This is a genomic window from Planktotalea frisia, assembly GCF_001890925.1.
In the GTDB taxonomy this organism is placed as follows: Bacteria; Pseudomonadota; Alphaproteobacteria; order Rhodobacterales; family Rhodobacteraceae; genus Planktotalea; species Planktotalea frisia.
This window is the reverse complement of sequence record NZ_MLCB01000213.1, coordinates 1-15,570: the sequence shown is the minus strand read 5'-3', so window position 1 is coordinate 15,570 and position 15,570 is coordinate 1. Positions and strand designations below refer to the sequence as shown.

At 53.4% G+C, this 15,570-nt stretch carries 16 protein-coding genes, 1 tRNA gene and 1 riboswitch; of the genes, 7 read left to right on the top strand and 10 right to left on the bottom strand.

The genetic code is table 11. The annotated features are described in order from the left end of the window. Positions 1–307 precede the first annotated feature (307 nt). Positions 308–577 carry a hypothetical protein gene (locus PFRI_RS19510; RefSeq protein ID WP_072632374.1) on the bottom strand — a complete coding sequence of 90 codons (270 nt, stop codon included), beginning with the start codon at positions 575–577 and terminating at the stop codon, positions 308–310. 13 nt (positions 578–590) lie between these two features. Continuing rightward, positions 591–965, bottom strand: coding sequence for a helix-turn-helix transcriptional regulator (locus tag PFRI_RS19505; protein WP_139292153.1), 375 nt, complete (start codon positions 963–965; stop codon positions 591–593). Between the two features lie 492 nt (positions 966–1,457). Between PFRI_RS19505 and PFRI_RS19495 the strand changes: the two genes are divergently transcribed. Both PFRI_RS19495 and serB read left to right on the top strand, forming a co-directional pair. Next, positions 1,458–2,423 (top strand): tyrosine-type recombinase/integrase, encoded by a 966-nt coding sequence (locus tag PFRI_RS19495; protein WP_072632371.1) that lies wholly within the window; start codon positions 1,458–1,460, stop codon positions 2,421–2,423. Between the two features lie 196 nt (positions 2,424–2,619). Further along, complete coding sequence (gene serB / locus PFRI_RS19490) at positions 2,620–3,501, top strand: phosphoserine phosphatase SerB (RefSeq protein WP_072632370.1); 882 nt, start codon at positions 2,620–2,622, stop codon at positions 3,499–3,501. A gap of 75 nt (positions 3,502–3,576) precedes the next feature. Here serB and aroC read toward each other — a convergent pair whose 3' ends face one another. Then, positions 3,577–4,680 (bottom strand): chorismate synthase, encoded by a 1,104-nt coding sequence (gene aroC / locus PFRI_RS19485; protein WP_072632369.1) that lies wholly within the window; start codon positions 4,678–4,680, stop codon positions 3,577–3,579. A gap of 87 nt (positions 4,681–4,767) precedes the next feature. Then, positions 4,768–4,868: riboswitch (TPP riboswitch) on the top strand. 45 nt (positions 4,869–4,913) lie between these two features. On the opposite strand from aroC, the gene thiB reads away from it, so the two are divergent. From thiB to PFRI_RS19470, 3 genes are read left to right on the top strand one after another with little or no spacing between them, the layout of a single operon-like run. Next, complete coding sequence (thiB, locus tag PFRI_RS19480) at positions 4,914–5,891, top strand: thiamine ABC transporter substrate binding subunit (RefSeq protein WP_072632376.1); 978 nt, start codon at positions 4,914–4,916, stop codon at positions 5,889–5,891. Next, positions 5,867–7,426 carry a thiamine/thiamine pyrophosphate ABC transporter permease ThiP gene (locus PFRI_RS19475; RefSeq protein ID WP_072632368.1) on the top strand — a complete coding sequence of 520 codons (1,560 nt, stop codon included), beginning with the start codon at positions 5,867–5,869 and terminating at the stop codon, positions 7,424–7,426. Before thiB ends, PFRI_RS19475 begins: the two co-directional genes overlap by 25 nt. Continuing rightward, the gene (locus PFRI_RS19470) at positions 7,419–8,114 is read left to right on the top strand and encodes a thiamine ABC transporter ATP-binding protein (protein WP_072632367.1); all 696 of its coding nucleotides are present in this window, start codon (positions 7,419–7,421) and stop codon (positions 8,112–8,114) included. The genes PFRI_RS19475 and PFRI_RS19470 overlap by 8 nt, the downstream gene beginning before the upstream one ends. A 58-nt stretch (positions 8,115–8,172) precedes the next feature. Here PFRI_RS19470 and PFRI_RS19465 read toward each other — a convergent pair whose 3' ends face one another. From PFRI_RS19465 to petA, 3 genes are read right to left on the bottom strand one after another with little or no spacing between them, the layout of a single operon-like run. Next, on the bottom strand, positions 8,173–8,970 hold the full coding sequence (locus PFRI_RS19465) for a cytochrome c1 (protein ID WP_072632366.1): 798 nt from the start codon (positions 8,968–8,970) through the stop codon (positions 8,173–8,175). A gap of 16 nt (positions 8,971–8,986) precedes the next feature. After that, complete coding sequence (petB, locus tag PFRI_RS19460; RefSeq protein ID WP_072632365.1) at positions 8,987–10,312, bottom strand: cytochrome b; 1,326 nt, start codon at positions 10,310–10,312, stop codon at positions 8,987–8,989. Positions 10,313–10,324: 12 nt separating this feature from the next. After that, a complete protein-coding gene (gene petA / locus PFRI_RS19455; RefSeq protein ID WP_072632364.1) occupies positions 10,325–10,897 on the bottom strand; it encodes a ubiquinol-cytochrome c reductase iron-sulfur subunit in 573 nt (190 codons plus the stop codon). 255 nt (positions 10,898–11,152) lie between these two features. Between petA and PFRI_RS19450 the strand changes: the two genes are divergently transcribed. Then, positions 11,153–11,815, top strand: a complete 663-nt coding sequence (locus PFRI_RS19450) for an outer membrane protein (protein ID WP_072632363.1) — start codon at positions 11,153–11,155, stop codon at positions 11,813–11,815. On the opposite strand, the gene PFRI_RS19445 is transcribed toward PFRI_RS19450, so the two are convergent. The 4 genes from PFRI_RS19445 to dapF all read right to left on the bottom strand — a co-directional run bounded on the left by PFRI_RS19445 (position 11,812) and on the right by dapF (position 15,207). Continuing rightward, the gene (locus PFRI_RS19445) at positions 11,812–12,423 is read right to left on the bottom strand and encodes a glutathione S-transferase (protein WP_072632362.1); all 612 of its coding nucleotides are present in this window, start codon (positions 12,421–12,423) and stop codon (positions 11,812–11,814) included. The two genes, PFRI_RS19450 and PFRI_RS19445, sit on opposite strands and share 4 nt — an antisense overlap. Positions 12,424–12,435: 12 nt before the next feature. Further along, positions 12,436–13,074, bottom strand: a complete 639-nt coding sequence (locus PFRI_RS19440; protein WP_072632361.1) for an FMN-binding negative transcriptional regulator — start codon at positions 13,072–13,074, stop codon at positions 12,436–12,438. Positions 13,075–13,135: 61 nt separating this feature from the next. Further along, entirely contained in the window at positions 13,136–14,389 is a 1,254-nt protein-coding gene (gene mtaB, locus PFRI_RS19435; RefSeq protein WP_072632375.1) for a tRNA (N(6)-L-threonylcarbamoyladenosine(37)-C(2))-methylthiotransferase MtaB, read from the bottom strand. Then, positions 14,386–15,207 carry a diaminopimelate epimerase gene (dapF, locus tag PFRI_RS19430; RefSeq protein ID WP_072632360.1) on the bottom strand — a complete coding sequence of 274 codons (822 nt, stop codon included), beginning with the start codon at positions 15,205–15,207 and terminating at the stop codon, positions 14,386–14,388. Before dapF ends, mtaB begins: the two co-directional genes overlap by 4 nt. Positions 15,208–15,313: 106 nt before the next feature. On the opposite strand from dapF, the gene PFRI_RS19425 reads away from it, so the two are divergent. Further along, a tRNA-Lys gene (locus PFRI_RS19425) sits at positions 15,314–15,389 on the top strand. Positions 15,390–15,570: the final 181 nt, after the last annotated feature.

Here is a 15,570-nt window from a genome sequence, read left to right as displayed (position 1 = left end):
TGCACTATGGCGCATTGCGACGCCGATTGATGCAGGAGCCATCCACCCCATCCGCACTCTGTGAGTTCAACTTATGAGTTTTACTACAATCTTCATGAATGGCTGGTTCTCCCGCCGCGCCGCAGCACCGAACTTTACGCTGACGCAGCATTTTCGACGCTGCGAGCGCATGCAGCGAGAAAACCAAATTCACACAATGGGCTCTTTTGACACCTTCGCCGCATTTTGCTCCAAGGTCAGCTATGGGTGTAAATAGCCAGCTGATAAGAGGCGGGGTTGAGGCTTTGCCACCAATTAATTCCGCCAATCATTCTTCATCATAGAAATAGAATTTGCGGCGTGAAACGTCGCTGTTCCTGATGAGGATCTTCCAGAGTCTTTCGCCAACAAATGCAAGGATGGCTCCTGCGACGGCAAGGTGTAGCAGAAAGAGTGTGTAAACGTCCCAGAAGTTGCCTGTCTCCGAGCGATACGAGATGAATCCTATGCTGCTAGCAACCAGAAGCAGGATGCCCATCAAGCGCAAGGAGTTGGCGAATTTATTGATCGGCGTGTTTGGGTCTTTCAGGTGCTTCATCGAGTTGTTCGCCTTATCCAATGGCTGAAAAGAACAGCTTTGCCTCGCTTCGCGGCGATGTGCCCTTTGAGAGGGATTGCTCAAAAATGTATCGGGTGAACTTTTGGATTTCTGCGCTGGAAAAGGATTTGTCGTTCGCATCAGCGTGTTCAAAAACTGCCTGTGCGGTTTCCCCGGCCAAGCGAGCTGATTGCTCACTGTCTGGGACAGAATTTCCATAGACCAACCATATGAGGTTCTTGTCGAACTCTTCGCAGAATTTTACTGCGATCAAGAGCGGCAACTCCCTTTTTTCAAGTTCATAATTTTTATAGGACTTGTCGGCGATCCCAAGTATCGCGGCGACCTTGCTTTGAGGGTAGCCCAATTGGCTGCGCACGCTGAGCATCCTTTGGCCAATCCCGATCAATACAGTTGACATTCGGACAAATGTTCCCATATTCGTACTTACGTTACCTTATGTGACGTATTCTGTCTAATCATACCGCTATTTGATAAAAAGGAAAGAACTATGGACGATTGTTCCCTGCTTACCCCCAGGCAATTGGCGGCTGAGACTGGTTGGCCAGAGAAGCGTATCAGGAAATTGATATCGACCAGAAGTATTCGATTCTTGAAAAACGGAGCCAACTTCTTGCTGCCTCATAACGCTATCCAAGAATACATCGCACGAAATATGGTCGAGCCGAGCCAAGGCAATGAGACGGGCGATGAATGATATTGTCCCAACGTTTACGACGCAAAGGGCACTTGCGAAACGCCTTAATGCGTCACCTCGGTTCGTGTGTGACACCGTCCGCGAACTTGGTTGCTTTTGCAAAATTGGCCAGAAGGTCATTATGCTAGATCATCACGTGGTCGCGTTTATGGAGGCAATGGAATGCCACTCAAAGTCTTCAAGCGGAATAAGCTCTATAGCTACCGGGGCACAGTTGCCGGTAGGCGATTACGAGGCCCTACGGGAACAGCGGACAAAAGGATCGCGGAAAGAATCGCAGCAGAGATCGAAGCAAAGGCGTGGCAAAGTCATCTTGATGGACCGGGCGCAACACTAACGTTTGCCCAAGCGGCAATAGCTTACAGGCAGGCTGTGTGTGCCGACCGATTTCTTGATCGTGTTGAGGACTATTGGATGGACACGCTTGTCCCGAAGATCACAGGCGAGGCTATCCGCCAAATGGCCCGCAAGCTGTATCCCGGCGCTGCTAACGCCACTTTGAACCGTCAAGGCATCGTACCTGCGCAGGCGATCATCAATTACGCAGCGGATTTGGAATGGTGCGCACGGATCAGGGTGAAGCGGTTCAAAGTCAATACCAAGAGAAAGATCCCTGCAACACGAGGATGGGTGGAAGCTTTTGCCGAGCAAGCGGTTCAAGATAATTTACACCATTTGGCAGCGTTGTGCCTTTTTATGTTCGGCACGGGAGCACGACGTGGTGAAGCATGTGCGTTGACCTGGGGCGACGTCGAGCTTTTTCAGAAGAGGGCGGTCATCAATCAAACCAAAATCGATGACCAACGCGTCGCGCACCTGTCGCCGCCAGTCATCGCGGCTCTTGCAAACATTCCTTCAAATCGAAAACCCGACAGTCTGGTGTTTCAATATGCTTCTGGTGAAAGTGTGGGACAGGTCTGGAACAATGTCATTGAGCGCGCGGGCATCGAAAAACTGTCACCCCACTGTTGCCGCCACGGTTTTGCGACTTCAATGCTTCAAGCAGGTATTGACCCTAAGACTGTCGCTGTACGCGGTGGCTGGAAAGACGTTGGAACAGTTATGAAATTCTATGCCCATGCGATGGACGATCCGACCGTCACAGATGTGTTTTTTGGCACAAAATAGACACAAGGCTAACACGTCGAGCAATCAAGTAACTGTAAATAAAAGGAAATATAAAAATGACTTGGACCCTTCGTTGGGGAAGGGTGTCCCACTGACGCTGATAGGCGCGTGCTCGGGGTAGCGCAATGGAAAAAACGTCGCTATTGCGCCACTTGACCTGCCAAATACGGCAAGAATTTTAGCGATTGGAAAATTGATGACCCAGATAGTGAGCTTGATTGGAGCCCGTGGCACAAATTCTGTGACTGTTGAATTGATCGATTCGCTAAAGAATGCTTGGGGCGGTGCTGATGTGAAGTGGCTCGCCGCAGGTGAGGCTTCAGAGTTTGCTGTTGCTGAGATTCCAGACAACCGCTGGGAGGTATGGAGTGATCTGCAAACTCTCGGTGTCGATCTGATTGTTCAGCCTGAAGAGGGGCGCCGCAAGATGATGCTCCTTGCAGACATGGACAGCACAATGATCCAGCAAGAATGCATTGACGAACTAGCCGCTGAAGCTGGCGTCGGTGACAGGGTCGCGGCGATTACGGCGGCTGCGATGAATGGTGAGTTGGATTTTGATGGTGCTTTGCGCGAGCGCGTTGGCCTCCTGAAAGGCTTGCCAGAGAGTGTGATCAATGAGGTGTTGGACAAGCGGATCACGTTGATGCCGGGCGGTTCGGAATTGATCGCGACGATGAAGGTGAATGGGGCTTATGCGGCATTGGTGTCAGGTGGCTTTACAGCGTTTACGGGAGCGATTGCCGAGAAGCTGGGTTTTGACGAAAACCGTGCAAATACACTGATTGCAAAGGATGGTTTGCTCACCGGAGATGTCGGAATGCCAATCCTTGGCAAGCAAGCAAAGGTGGATGCGTTGGAAGAGATTACGGCGCGTTTGGGGATTTCTGAGAGCGATGTACTGGCGGTTGGGGACGGTGCTAATGATCTTGGTATGCTAAAGCGCGCGGGGACAGGCGTGGCGTTGCATGCGAAGCCGTCTGTTGCTGCGCAGTGTGATGTGCGGGTGAATTTTGGGGATCTGACGGCGTTACTCTATTTGCAAGGGTATGCGCGGGATGCGTTTTCCAATTGCTAAAGCAATCGGACAAATGCGAGAGGGCCAGCCCTCTCGCGCTCTCCCGGGATATTTAGGAAGAGAGGAAGAGGCGCGTTAAGCTCCGATGACACCTTGGTTCTTGCCGATTTGCCCACGGTGCAAGAGTAAGTGATCGAGGATCACACAGGCCATCATCGCCTCGCCAACGGGAACAGCGCGGATGCCAACGCAGGGGTCGTGGCGGCCCTTGGTGATAATTTCTGTGTCTTCGCCGGACTTTGTGATGGTCTTGCGGGTCGTAAGGATGGAGCTGGTCGGTTTCACAGCGAAACGGATCACAATGTCCTGACCTGTGGAAATACCGCCAAGGATACCGCCGGAGTGGTTGGAGCTATATTCAGGGCCGCTTGGTCCCATCGTGATTTCATCTGCATTCAGCTCACCTGTAAGCATCGCAGCGGACATGCCTTCGCCAATTTCGACGCCTTTGACGGCGTTGATGCTCATCATGGCAGCAGCCAGATCGGTGTCGAGTTTGCCGTAAACAGGTGCGCCAAGACCTGCAGGAACACCGCGCGCCGTGACTTCGATGATGGCACCGACAGAGCTGCCAGACTTGCGCAAGCCATCTAGGTAGTCAGCCCATGTTTCGGCGGCTTTCGCGTCAGGTGTCCAGAATGGATTTTGCTCGATCTGCGCCCAATCGAAGTTCGCGCGATCAATCTCATGTGCACCCATACGGGTCATGTAGCCTGTGATTTCGACTTGAGGCGCGAGTGTATTGAGCGCCGCGCGAGCGAGGCCACCAGCAGCAACGCGTGCAGCAGTTTCGCGCGCGGAAGAACGACCACCACCGCGATAATCGCGGTTTCCGTATTTCTGATAGTAGGTGATGTCTGCATGGCCCGGGCGGAATTTTTCGATGATATCGCCGTAATCTTTGGAGCGCTGATCGGTGTTTTCGATCATCAACTGCACAGGTGTGCCTGTCGTTTTCCCCTCGAACGTGCCGGAGAGGATTTTGACGGCGTCCGCTTCGCGCCGTTGGGTGGTGTACTTTGATGTGCCCGGTTTGCGTTTGTCGAGCCAGTGTTGAATATCCGCCTCGTCAATTGCGACATTCGGAGGACAACCATCCACAGTCGCGCCTAAAGCAGGCCCGTGGCTTTCGCCCCAAGTGGTAACGCGGAAGAGATGACCGAATGTGTTTAAGCTCATGGTAAGGCTCCTTTGCCCCCTGTTACCGAGGCTGCGCGCCGCTCTCAAGGGATTTCGCTGGACAAGGTGCTGGGTGCGTCCTACCTAAGTGTTACCTCGGGGGGCCAATCTGGCTGAGATACGCGAAAGCGTGACCCGTAGAACCTGAACCGGTTAGGACCGGCGGAGGGAAGGTCTGGACCATTTTATCCAACCCTATCCAACCGTCCGCCTACATTTTTTTGGAGGATGCGATGAAGTATCTTGGATGTATTGCGGGTGTTTTTGCAGCGAGTATGGCTGCGGCAGAGACGCCTGAATTGGTAGTTTACACATACGACAGCTTTGTTTCCGACTGGGGCCCCGGCCCTGCGGTGGAAACAGCGTTTGAGGCGGAATGCGCCTGTGATTTGAAGTTCGTGGGTGCCGGTGATGGGGCGGCTTTGCTTGCGCGTATCAAGCTTGAAGGCGCGCGCACGGATGCGGATGTTGTCCTTGGATTGGATACCAATCTGACGGCGGCGGCTATGGAGACAGAGTTGTTCGCGCCTCATTCTGTGAGTGCGGAGTACAGTCTACCGATTGCGTGGGATGATGCGAATTTTGTGCCCTATGACTGGGGCTACTTCGCGTTCGTGCATAGGACTGGTGTCGAAGCGCCGACGAGCTTGAAAGCGCTGGGCGAGAGTGACTTGAAGATCGTCATTCAAGACCCGCGCTCGTCTACGCCCGGCCTTGGTTTGCTTATGTGGGTGAAAGCCGCTTATGGCGACGAAGCACCTATGGTTTGGGAAAGCCTGTCGGACAATATCGTGACAGTGACCAAAGGCTGGTCAGAGGCGTATGGCCTGTTTCTAGAGGGTGAAGCGGACATGGCGTTGTCCTATACGACGTCGCCTGCTTATCACTTGATCGCGGAGGAAGATGCAGGTTTTGCGGCCGCTGCGTTTGATGAAGGCCACTATTTGCAGGTTGAAGTTGCAGGCAAGTTGGCCTCGTCGGATCAGCCAGAGCTGGCGGATCAATTCCTCGCATTCATGGTAGGTGAAGCGTTCCAAACGATCATCCCGACGACCAATTGGATGTATCCAGCAGTAACGCCTGAAGCGGGTTTACCAACGGGTTTCGAGACGCTCGTGACACCCATTAAATCGTTGCTCGTTCCAGCGGCAGACGCCCCTGCGATCCGTGATGCAGCATTGGCTGAATGGCTTACCGCGCTCAGCAAATAAACCCACTGATCAACCCGTGGGTTGGGCTTGGGGCGGCGGCGATGGTCGCTGCCCTGATCCTTGGGACTTTGGGCGTGGTGGCGATCTACGCACCCGAGGCTGGACGTTTGGGTGCAAGCGATTGGGCAGCGGTGAGGTTCACTGTTTCTCAGGCTTTGCTGTCCGCTGCGCTAAGTGTCTTGTTTGCGATACCAGTTGCAAAAGCGCTGAGCAGACGACGGTTTTTTGGTCGCTCTTTGTTGATCACCTTGCTCGGGGCGCCGTTTTTATTGCCCGTGATCGTCGCTGTAATGGGGTTGCTTGCGGTCTTTGGACGTTCTGGTTGGGTGTCGCAGCTTTTGGATCTGTTTGGGTTTCCTGCGATTCCGATTTACGGGTTTCATGGGGTCGTTATCGCTCATGTATTTTTCAATCTACCGCTCGCAACTCGGATCATTTTGCAAGGGTGGTCGAGCATCCCGGCTGAACGGTTTCGTCTTTCTGCGCAGCTTGTATTTAGCGCGCGCGATGTGGCAAAGCATCTAGAATTTCCAATGCTGAAACGCGCAGTACCGGGGGCGTTTGCCATCATTTTTGCGATTTGTCTGTCGAGCTTTGCGGTTGCTTTGACGCTCGGTGGAGGCCCTCGCGCGACGACCGTAGAGCTTGCGATTTATCAGGCGTTTCGATTTGATTTTGATCTTGGCAAAGCGGCGATGTTGGCCAGTGTCCAGCTTGTTATGGCAGGTGCCGCTGCACTGTTTGCACTATGGGCAAGCAAGGGGCAGGCGGGGTTTGGCAAGGGGTTGGATCGCGCAGCGCAGCGTTGGGACGGGCAATCTCGTGCGGCTCGGATAGGTGACTTTGCAGCGATTTTATGTGCGTCGCTTTTCTTGCTTGTTCCGTTGAGCGCGGTGGCTACGCGCGGTATTGCGGCCCTGCCGGACCTTCCGTCGTCTGTTTGGATTTCAGGTTGGCTCTCGCTTAAAGTTGCTATGATGTCAGCCGTGTTGGCGTTTGTTTTGAGTGTTTCGATCGCGCTGACAGCCGTTAGGTTTGCGTGGGTCGAGAGCGTTGGATTGCTCGCGATAGCAGCATCACCGCTGGTGATTGGCACGGGCTTGTTCATCGTGATTTTTCCATTCGCATCGCCGCAAGATTGGGCGATGGTTGTGACCGCTTGCGTGAACGCGGTTATGGCATTGCCGTTTGCTTTGAGGATTTTGATTCCCGCGGTGCAAGACGTATTTGAAAGCTATGGCAAGCTTGCGCAGAGCTTGGGGTTTTCTCGGTTAGTGATGCTAGGGCTGGTTGTGTTGCCGCGCGTACGCGCACCGCTGGGTTTCGCGGTCGGCTTGGCGGCAGCTTTGTCGATGGGTGATCTTGGTGTCGTGGCATTGTTCGCAGGTACGCAAGAAGCGACTTTGCCCTTACAGATCTATCGTTTGATGGGTGCATACCGCATGGATGATGCGGCGGGTGCTGCGCTGTTGTTAGCGCTTTTGTCGTTTGGCGTATTCTGGATATGCGACATGTGGGGACGCAGAAATGCTTGAGTTAAAAGACCTAGAACTGCGGGTTGGAACGTTCGCATTGCGCGCTTCGTGCGATGTTGATCCTGCTTCGCGTATTGCGGTGATTGGCCCATCCGGCGCGGGGAAGTCGACACTTTTGATGGCACTTGCCGGGTTTCTGAAACCCTTTGTTGGGAACATGATTTGGCAAGGTGTGGACATCACGAAAACAGACCCTAGCGCGCGACCTTTTTCGGTATTGTTTCAGGACAATAACCTGTTTCCACATATGAGTGTTGCTCAGAATGTTGGGCTGGGGCTTCGTCCATCCTTGCGGTTGTCCTCAGAGGAAGCGGCTAAGGTTGATGATGCCTTGACAGCGGTTGGTCTGACAGGCGTGGGCGGGCGTAAACCGGCAGAGCTTTCAGGTGGTCAGCAAAGCCGAGCGGCGTTGGCGCGGGTTTTGGTTCAGAGCAAACCTATGATTTTGCTTGATGAGCCTTTCGCAGCGCTTGGACCGGCTTTGAAAATTGAAATGCTTGATTTGGTCTCAGATCTTTGTGCTGAGACAGGGGCGGGGTTACTAATGGTGAGCCATGATCCCGAGGATGCAAAGCGTATTTGTGATAGCACTATTTTGGTCGCTGATGGAATTGCACATGCGCCAACTGCGACCGACGATCTTTTGAGCGATCCACCCGAAGCATTGCGCGCCTACTTGGGAAAATAAAAAGCCCCCGTGAGTGTGTTCTCACGAGGGCCAATTTTGCGGGTTCAGGCGAAAGAGATTAACTCTCTTTGCGACCTTTACCTTTGATCGGTGCCCAGATCCGCTTGTTCGTGAGATACAACAGAACAGAGAGGATCGTTAGGAAGAACACAGAGACAAAACCGGCTTGCTTGCGCGCCATCATTTTGGGTTCCGCTGTCCACATCAAGAAGGCTGAAACGTCTTCTGAAACACTGCGTAGGTCGTTGGAGTGTCCATCGTTGTAATCGACATCCTCACCATAAAGCGGTGGTGCCATGGAAATCCAGCCGCCCGGGAAAGCAGTGTTTTCATACAGCGTTACGCCTGCTTCTTCTTTCTCTTCGCCTGTGTAGCCGAGGAGCAAGGACGCGATGTAGTCAGGTCCGCCCATGCCTTTGAGCAACTGGTTGATACCAGTGCCGTAAGGGCCGTGGAAGCCTGCACGCGCCTTTGCCATCATAGATAGGTCAGGTGCGCCTGCGCCATTGTTTTCAGGGAAGTGATCAACCGGCGTCGCTGCGCGGAAATCTTCCAAAGATTCGTCATACACTTCGAAGTTTTCAGCTGCGTAAGCACGCACCTGATCTTCTGGCATGTGCGGTCCACCTTCGTCAGAAAGTGTGCGGAGGGGCACATACTTCAGGCCGTGACATGCAGAGCAAACTTCTGTGTAGACCTGAAGGCCACGCTGAAGCTGGTTTTGATCGAACTTGCCGAAAGGACCATCGAAAGAGAAATCGATGTTTTCGATCTTTTGATCTCCGCCACCCGCCGCGAACGCGCCGGATGTGAGGGCCAGTGCAGCGATTGCTGCGATGCTGAGTTTCTTAAACATTGTCCTCAGTCCTTTCTTATTCAGCCGGTGTCGCGTCGGACTTGCCATAGTGAGCGGCAAAGTCTTCTTCGATTGTGGCAGGCTGTGGCAATGGTTTCTCGATCACACCTAAGAGCGGCAAGATCACAAGGAAGTAACCGAACCAGTAAGCAGAAGCGATCAACGAGAGCGTCGCGTACGGCTCTTCCGCAGGCATGGCACCGAGCCACGTGAGGAAGACGAAGTCCGCAACAAGGATCCAGAACCACCACTTGAACATCGGGCGGTAGCGGCCAGAGCGTACGGATGATGTGTCGAGCCAAGGCGCAAGAGCCATGACAATGATCGCACCAAACATCGCAAGGACACCGAAGAACTTCGCATCGATAATGCCGCCTGAGATGAACTCGAAGAAGATTACGATCCAAACCTCAGATGTGAATGCCCGTAAGATGGCGTAGAATGGCAAGAAGTACCACTCAGGAACAATGTGTGCAGGCGTCGCAAGAGCGTTCGCTTCGATGTAGTTATCCGGGTGACCCAAATAGTTCGGCATGAAGCCAACGATCGCGAAGAACACAGCCAGAATAACCGCAAGCGCGAACAAGTCTTTGATTACGAAGTAAGGCCAGAATGGAAGCGTGTCTTTCTCCGCATCTGCTTTGGATGTGCGGCGAACTTCAACACCTGTCGGGTTGTTGTTGCCCGTGGTGTGGAACGCCCAGATGTGTACGATCACGAGGCCAGCAATCACGAACGGCAGCAAATAGTGCAGCGAGAAGAAGCGGTTCAGCGTTGCGTTATCAACGGCAGGGCCGCCAAGTAGCAAGGTCTGGATTGCTTCACCCACGAATGGGATCGCGCCAAACAGGCCAGTAATCACAGTTGCGCCCCAGAAAGACATCTGACCCCATGGGAGAACGTATCCCATGAAACCCGCGCCCATCATCAAAACGAAGATAAGCATGCCAATGATCCATGTGATCTCACGCGGGCTCTTGTAAGAACCGTAGTAAAGGCCACGGAAAATGTGCGCGTAAACCGCGACGAAGAATAGCGATGCTCCATTCATGTGAAGATAACGGAGCATGTGGCCACCGTTAACGTTCCGCATGATATGTTCGATCGAAGCAAAGGCCATATCAACATGTGGCGTGTAGTGCATCGCAAGGATGACGCCTGTGATGATTTGCATCGCAAGACAGAATGTCAAAATGATGCCCCAGATCCACATCCAGTTCAGGTTTTTTGGTGTGGGGATCATGATCGTGTCATAGAGCAAGCCGATGACGGGCAGGCGCGAATGCACCCACTTTGCGCCGCTAGACTTTGGCTCATAATGGTCGTGAGGAATTCCAGACATGTGTGCGCTCCCTTAACCGAGTTTAATTGTTGAATCGTCGACAAAGGCGACTGGCGGAACCGGAAGGTTCGTCGGCGCAGGTCCTTTGCGGATACGGCCAGACGTGTCGTAGTGCGAACCGTGGCATGGGCAGAACCAACCATTGTAATCGCCAGCGCCATCGCCGAGCGGCACACAGCCAAGGTGCGTACAAACACCCATCATCACGAGCCATTCGCCGGTCTCGTCAAGCGCGCGATTCTCGTCGGATGCGTCTGCTTCACCGAGGTTGGTGTTGCGCGCTTCGCCATCAATTAAAACTGCAAGGTCGACATCGCGAGCTTCTGCAATTTCTTCTTCAGTGCGGCGGCGGATAAATACAGGTTTACCAAGCCACTTTACCGTCAACTGAGTGCCAGGCTCGATGCCAGAGATATCAACCTGAATCGAGGACAAAGCCCTCACATCAGCAGAAGGGTTCATCTGGTTAACAAGCGGCCAAGCTGCTGCACCAACGGTTACTGCGCCAGCACCTGCTGTCGCGTAGTAGAGGAAATCCCTCCGAGTGCCTTCGTGGCTGCCTTCGTTGTCGTCTGCGTGGGACACGAGGTTCTCTCCATATCTGGGCCGCTGGTCAGTATGACATTGCGGCAAATACGCGTCAGGCCACGAAGATTCCGAAATGGAATCCTAGCGACCGGTTCGAAGCGGTATCTAGCGTCACAAAAGCGCCTCGTCCAGCAAGCAAAGCAGTGGAATGGATTTAGCGCCGATGTGTCGCGGTTGAGGGGGTCTTCAAACACCTATATGACAAGATAAAGTTAAATTTTCTCCCTAAAAGCTACCTTGTGAGGGTTTTCCATGCGTTTGATTCTATCGTTCTTCGCCGGCTTGACGGTTTTACTGGCTCTGTCAGCTCCTGCGAGTGCACAAATTGAACTGAGTTTTTACGGTGGAACGCAAAGCTCGCCACACAGCCGTGTGACGGGAACCTACCCTGGTACAGGCGCGCCATTTAACGCCTTGATCGGATGGGAAGGTAAAAGTTTCTCACCCCCGCCCTATTACGGTGCGCGCGTGATGTGGTGGCAGCGCTCTGACCTTGGATTCGGAGCGGAGCTAACGCACGCCAAAACCTACGCGCCAGAAGCAGAGCGCAACGTGATTGGCTTCAACCGCATGGAATTCACGGATGGGCACAACATTATCACGCTCAATGTGATGAAGCGTTGGAACGATCGCTTTGGGTCTTTCACGCCTTATGTGGGTGCTGGTCTTGGCCTTGCGCTGCCGCATGTGGATGTGACATCTGCAAATGGGCATCAAACGCTGGGCTATCAGCTAACCGGTCCCGCTGCGCGTCTGACAGCGGGTATGAAGTATGACCTTACGGATAACTGGGCGCTCTTTGGCGAGTATCAGTTCACCTATTCGTCCAACAAAGCCAAGCTAGTCGGGGGCGGAACGCTCAACACCGACATCATCACGAATGCGATCAACATCGGTGTGAGCTATAGCTTTTAAGACGCAGGCGGCAGTGTCGCCTGCATAGATGCGCGTTCGCTGAAGTTCGCGAACCAATTTGCAAGCGCGTCATTGCCTTTGCGCCACTCGCGATGACCGTGGCGGAAATCAACGTAGCCAAGCGCGCAGGCGATAGCGACTTGTCCCATATCCAAAGGCCCGGCCAGATGGCTCATCCAGCGTGTGTTGAGCGCGGCGCAAGCTTGTTCGATCTTGCCGTATTGCGCATCGACAAAAGTCGTCATTTGTAACTCTTGAGGGCGCAGTCGACCTTCATAGGTCATCAGTAAAGCGGCATCCATGATCCCGTCACCTGTGGCCTCTAAGGTTAATGTTTCCCAACGGCGTGTGCCGGTTGGATAGAGTTTGTCACCTTTGCGCGCGTCCAGAAACGCACAGATCACACGACTGTCATAAAGTGTCGCACCGTCAGGCCGTTCAAGCGCGGGGATCTTGCCCATTGGGTTCTTTTGGATGATTTCAGCATTGGGCGCGAATGGGGTGCCAGACCCTTCGACAAGCTCAACATCGCTGAGTTGATCAGTTTCGTGCAACAAAACCATGACTTTACGCGCATAGGGTGAGGCGGGGCTGTAGAAGAGCTTCATCTGGGGCGTCCTTTAATGAGGTTCGTGCGAGGATGGCGGAGTTTGCATCCAATCCGCAAGGGTTGATGTGTCTGCACCCATTTCGTGCTTGGCAACATGGCGCGCCGCACTTTGGCGCACTGCGTCGGGTTTGTTCTGCCCAAGTTTCCATGTGCTTTGCATATCTTCGATGTAGAGCCGCACAGGCACAATCGCGCGCATCATCTTTTCCATGACGCCTTGGCTCATCTTGCTGCTTTTCCAAGGGGATTTGGGCAGCAGTTGTTTCTCAAAATGCGCAGATTGGCGATCGAGCAAGGCGTGTAGATGCTCCTGCGGTTGCAGCTCTAACTGACCGATAAAATGCACAGCGACATAGTTCCAAGTGGGGACCTGATCCTCGATTCCGTACCAGTCAGGCGAGATGTAGCTATCGGGTGCAGTCACCGCGAGCCTGACGTTCTGGTTCGCGGCTTTAAGAGCACGCGCAATTGGATTGGAGCGGACAAGATGTAGATCAGCATGGCTCGCATCTTCGTTTAACAAAAATGGGATATGCGCGAAAAGTGGGACAGGGTCCGCGTTCATCGCGAGCGTGCCAAAGCTACGATCGCGTGCAAAGGCGAGACTGTGCTCTGCGTCGGTTTTATGAAAAATCGGATTTGGATGCATGGGCGCAGGAAAAGTCTTCGCGGAGACTTTTGCAATTCTTTTCGTAAAAAGAATTGTACCCCTAGGCGGTCAGTTGTGTGCCTGTTTGACCAAGGATTGGTGCGGTCACGATCTGACCCTCAACCTGTTCAGCCACAAAACTCACTTCAGTAAATTGCTCTGTGCGCCCCATCGTCGGGTTTTCCATCAAGATGTGATGCGTCTTCCCGATCTGCTGAGCGAGATGGGCTGTTACTTTCCGCTCGCCCGCCGCACGAAGCTGCGCGGCCCGTGCTTTGATTAACCTACCATCCACCGCCGGCATTTTAGCCGCTGGCGTGCCGATGCGCGCGGAGAAGGGGAAGACGTGGAGCCACGTCAAATCGCAATCCTCAACCAGCTTCAGCGAGTTTTCAAACATCGCATCTGTTTCAGTCGGAAAGCCTGCGATAATATCCGCGCCATAGGTCATATCAGGGCGCAGGCGCTTGGCCTCTTCACAAAACGCAATCGCATCGTCGCGCAAATGGCGGCGTTTCATCCGCTTGAGGATCATGTCATCGCCAGCCTGCAAGCTCAGATGAAGATGCGGCATCAAGCGTGGCTCAGTCGCGATGGCTTGCATCAAATTCTCATCCACCTCGATAGAATCAATCGAGCTGATCCTGAGTCGCGGCAAATCGGGCACCAATTTGAGGATGCGCATGACCAAATCGCCTAGCTTCGGCTCCGCTGGTAAGTCCGCGCCCCATGATGTCAGATCGACGCCCGTGAGCACGACTTCATTATAGCCTTTTCCGACCAAACGCTTGATCTGTTCAACAACAACCCCCGCAGGGACAGAGCGTGAATTGCCCCGACCATAAGGAATAATGCAAAACGTGCAGCGATGATCGCACCCATTTTGGACCTGCACATAAGCCCGACTGCGCGTGCCAAACCCATCAATTAAATGACCAGCTGTTTCGGTGACAGACATGATGTCATCGACTTGCACCGCCTCTGTCTCTCCAATGAAATCCGCAGCAAGCCCTTGCCACGTACTGCCCTGCATTTTCTCGGTGTTGCCGATGACCGCATCCACCTCATCCATGGCGGTAAATGTTTCAGGTTCTGTTTGCGCAGCACACCCTGTCACAATCAAACGTGCACTCGGGTTTTCACGGCGCAGTTTGCGGATTTCCTGACGTGCTTTGCGCACAGCTTCAGCCGTCACAGCGCATGTGTTCACGACAACCGCATTTTGCAAACCAGCCTCTGCCGAAAGCTCTTTCATCGCCTCAGTTTCATAGGCGTTTAGACGACAGCCAAGCGTTGTGAACTTCGGCGCGCTCATCGAATGCCCCGCCATTGCCCATCAAAAACATGCGCCCAAGACCCTGTCATTAAAACGCCATTCTTAGTGATGTTGATACGGATTTCACCGCCATCCAAATGCAGAGTCGTTGGTCCATTCACCAGACCCTTGCGCGCGGCCGCGACGGCGACAGCACAAGAGGACGAACCCGAAGCAAGCGTAATCCCAACGCCTCGCTCCCACACCCGCATACGGATTTGGTTAGGTCCAGTGATCTGTGCAATCTGAACATTGGTCCGCTGCGGAAACAGCGGGTGATGCTCAATTGTTGGTCCAAAGCTACCGAGGTCAATCGCCTCCACATCGTCAACGAAAAATGTGCAATGAGGATTACCCATGCCCGTTGCCGTCGGTTTGCCTTCAATTGGCAGCTCTAACGTGTCCATCTCATGTGTAAGCGGGACTTCGTTCCAAAGCGTCATAGGCTGGCCCATGTTGACTTCGATGTCGCCGTGCCCAACGTCTGTCGCTTCTAGTACACCACGCTCTGTTCGAATGCTCAGTACAACATTTCCTGTGCGTGCCAACTCCCAGCCTGCAATACAGCGCGTGGCATTTCCACAGGCCCCGGCAATACTGCCGTCTGCGTTCCAGAAGATCAGTTCGATATCTTCTGTGGGGTGGTTTCGAACGGCCACAAGCTGGTCATACCCGACCCCGCAATGACGATCTGCCATCGCGATCACCAGAGCGTGCGTGACCATTGGCCCGCTCTCGCGCTCATCAAATACGACAAAGTCGTTGCCCAGCCCATGCATCTTCATGAACGGCAATGTATTTACAGCTTTCTCCACCATATTCGCGCATATAGAGGCGTGCGCGAAATGAATCCAGACATTGTGCACATTTACATGATTTTCGGGGTTGACCAGATGGGCTGTGCTTTCTAGATACGCGCTCAGTGGGCCGTTAGCTCAGTTGGTAGAGCAACTGACTTTTAATCAGTAGGTCGATGGTTCGAACCCATCACGGCTCACCACTTTTTCATCATCTTCGCAGCTAGTCTCGATACCGCGTTTGTGGATTCGTTCTGATAGAGCTCGTATGTCGCTTGGGCTGAGCAGCGGGGATGTTGGCCAATCGTCGTCGATTTTGAAAATATACTGCTGCTACCCCAAAACCCGAATTTTTTCATGGGTTATGACGCGGAAATTGTCTGA

Bases quoted from the DNA above. Each gene is read 5' to 3' on its own strand.
- PFRI_RS19510 (WP_072632374.1), bottom strand. From the start codon at position 577: ATGAAGCACCTGAAAGACCCAAACACGCCGATCAATAAATTCGCCAAC.
- PFRI_RS19505 (WP_139292153.1), bottom strand. From the start codon at position 965: ATGCTCAGCGTGCGCAGCCAATTGGGCTACCCTCAAAGCAAGGTCGCC.
- PFRI_RS19495 (WP_072632371.1), top strand. From the start codon at position 1,458: ATGCCACTCAAAGTCTTCAAGCGGAATAAGCTCTATAGCTACCGGGGC.
- serB (WP_072632370.1), top strand. From the start codon at position 2,620: ATGACCCAGATAGTGAGCTTGATTGGAGCCCGTGGCACAAATTCTGTG.
- aroC (WP_072632369.1), bottom strand. From the start codon at position 4,680: ATGAGCTTAAACACATTCGGTCATCTCTTCCGCGTTACCACTTGGGGC.
- thiB (WP_072632376.1), top strand. From the start codon at position 4,914: ATGAAGTATCTTGGATGTATTGCGGGTGTTTTTGCAGCGAGTATGGCT.
- PFRI_RS19475 (WP_072632368.1), top strand. From the start codon at position 5,867: ATGGCTTACCGCGCTCAGCAAATAAACCCACTGATCAACCCGTGGGTT.
- PFRI_RS19470 (WP_072632367.1), top strand. From the start codon at position 7,419: ATGCTTGAGTTAAAAGACCTAGAACTGCGGGTTGGAACGTTCGCATTG.
- PFRI_RS19465 (WP_072632366.1), bottom strand. From the start codon at position 8,970: ATGTTTAAGAAACTCAGCATCGCAGCAATCGCTGCACTGGCCCTCACA.
- petB (WP_072632365.1), bottom strand. From the start codon at position 10,312: ATGTCTGGAATTCCTCACGACCATTATGAGCCAAAGTCTAGCGGCGCA.
- PFRI_RS19450 (WP_072632363.1), top strand. From the start codon at position 11,153: ATGCGTTTGATTCTATCGTTCTTCGCCGGCTTGACGGTTTTACTGGCT.
- PFRI_RS19445 (WP_072632362.1), bottom strand. From the start codon at position 12,423: ATGAAGCTCTTCTACAGCCCCGCCTCACCCTATGCGCGTAAAGTCATG.
- PFRI_RS19440 (WP_072632361.1), bottom strand. From the start codon at position 13,074: ATGCATCCAAATCCGATTTTTCATAAAACCGACGCAGAGCACAGTCTC.
- mtaB (WP_072632375.1), bottom strand. From the start codon at position 14,389: ATGAGCGCGCCGAAGTTCACAACGCTTGGCTGTCGTCTAAACGCCTAT.
- dapF (WP_072632360.1), bottom strand. From the start codon at position 15,207: ATGGTGGAGAAAGCTGTAAATACATTGCCGTTCATGAAGATGCATGGG.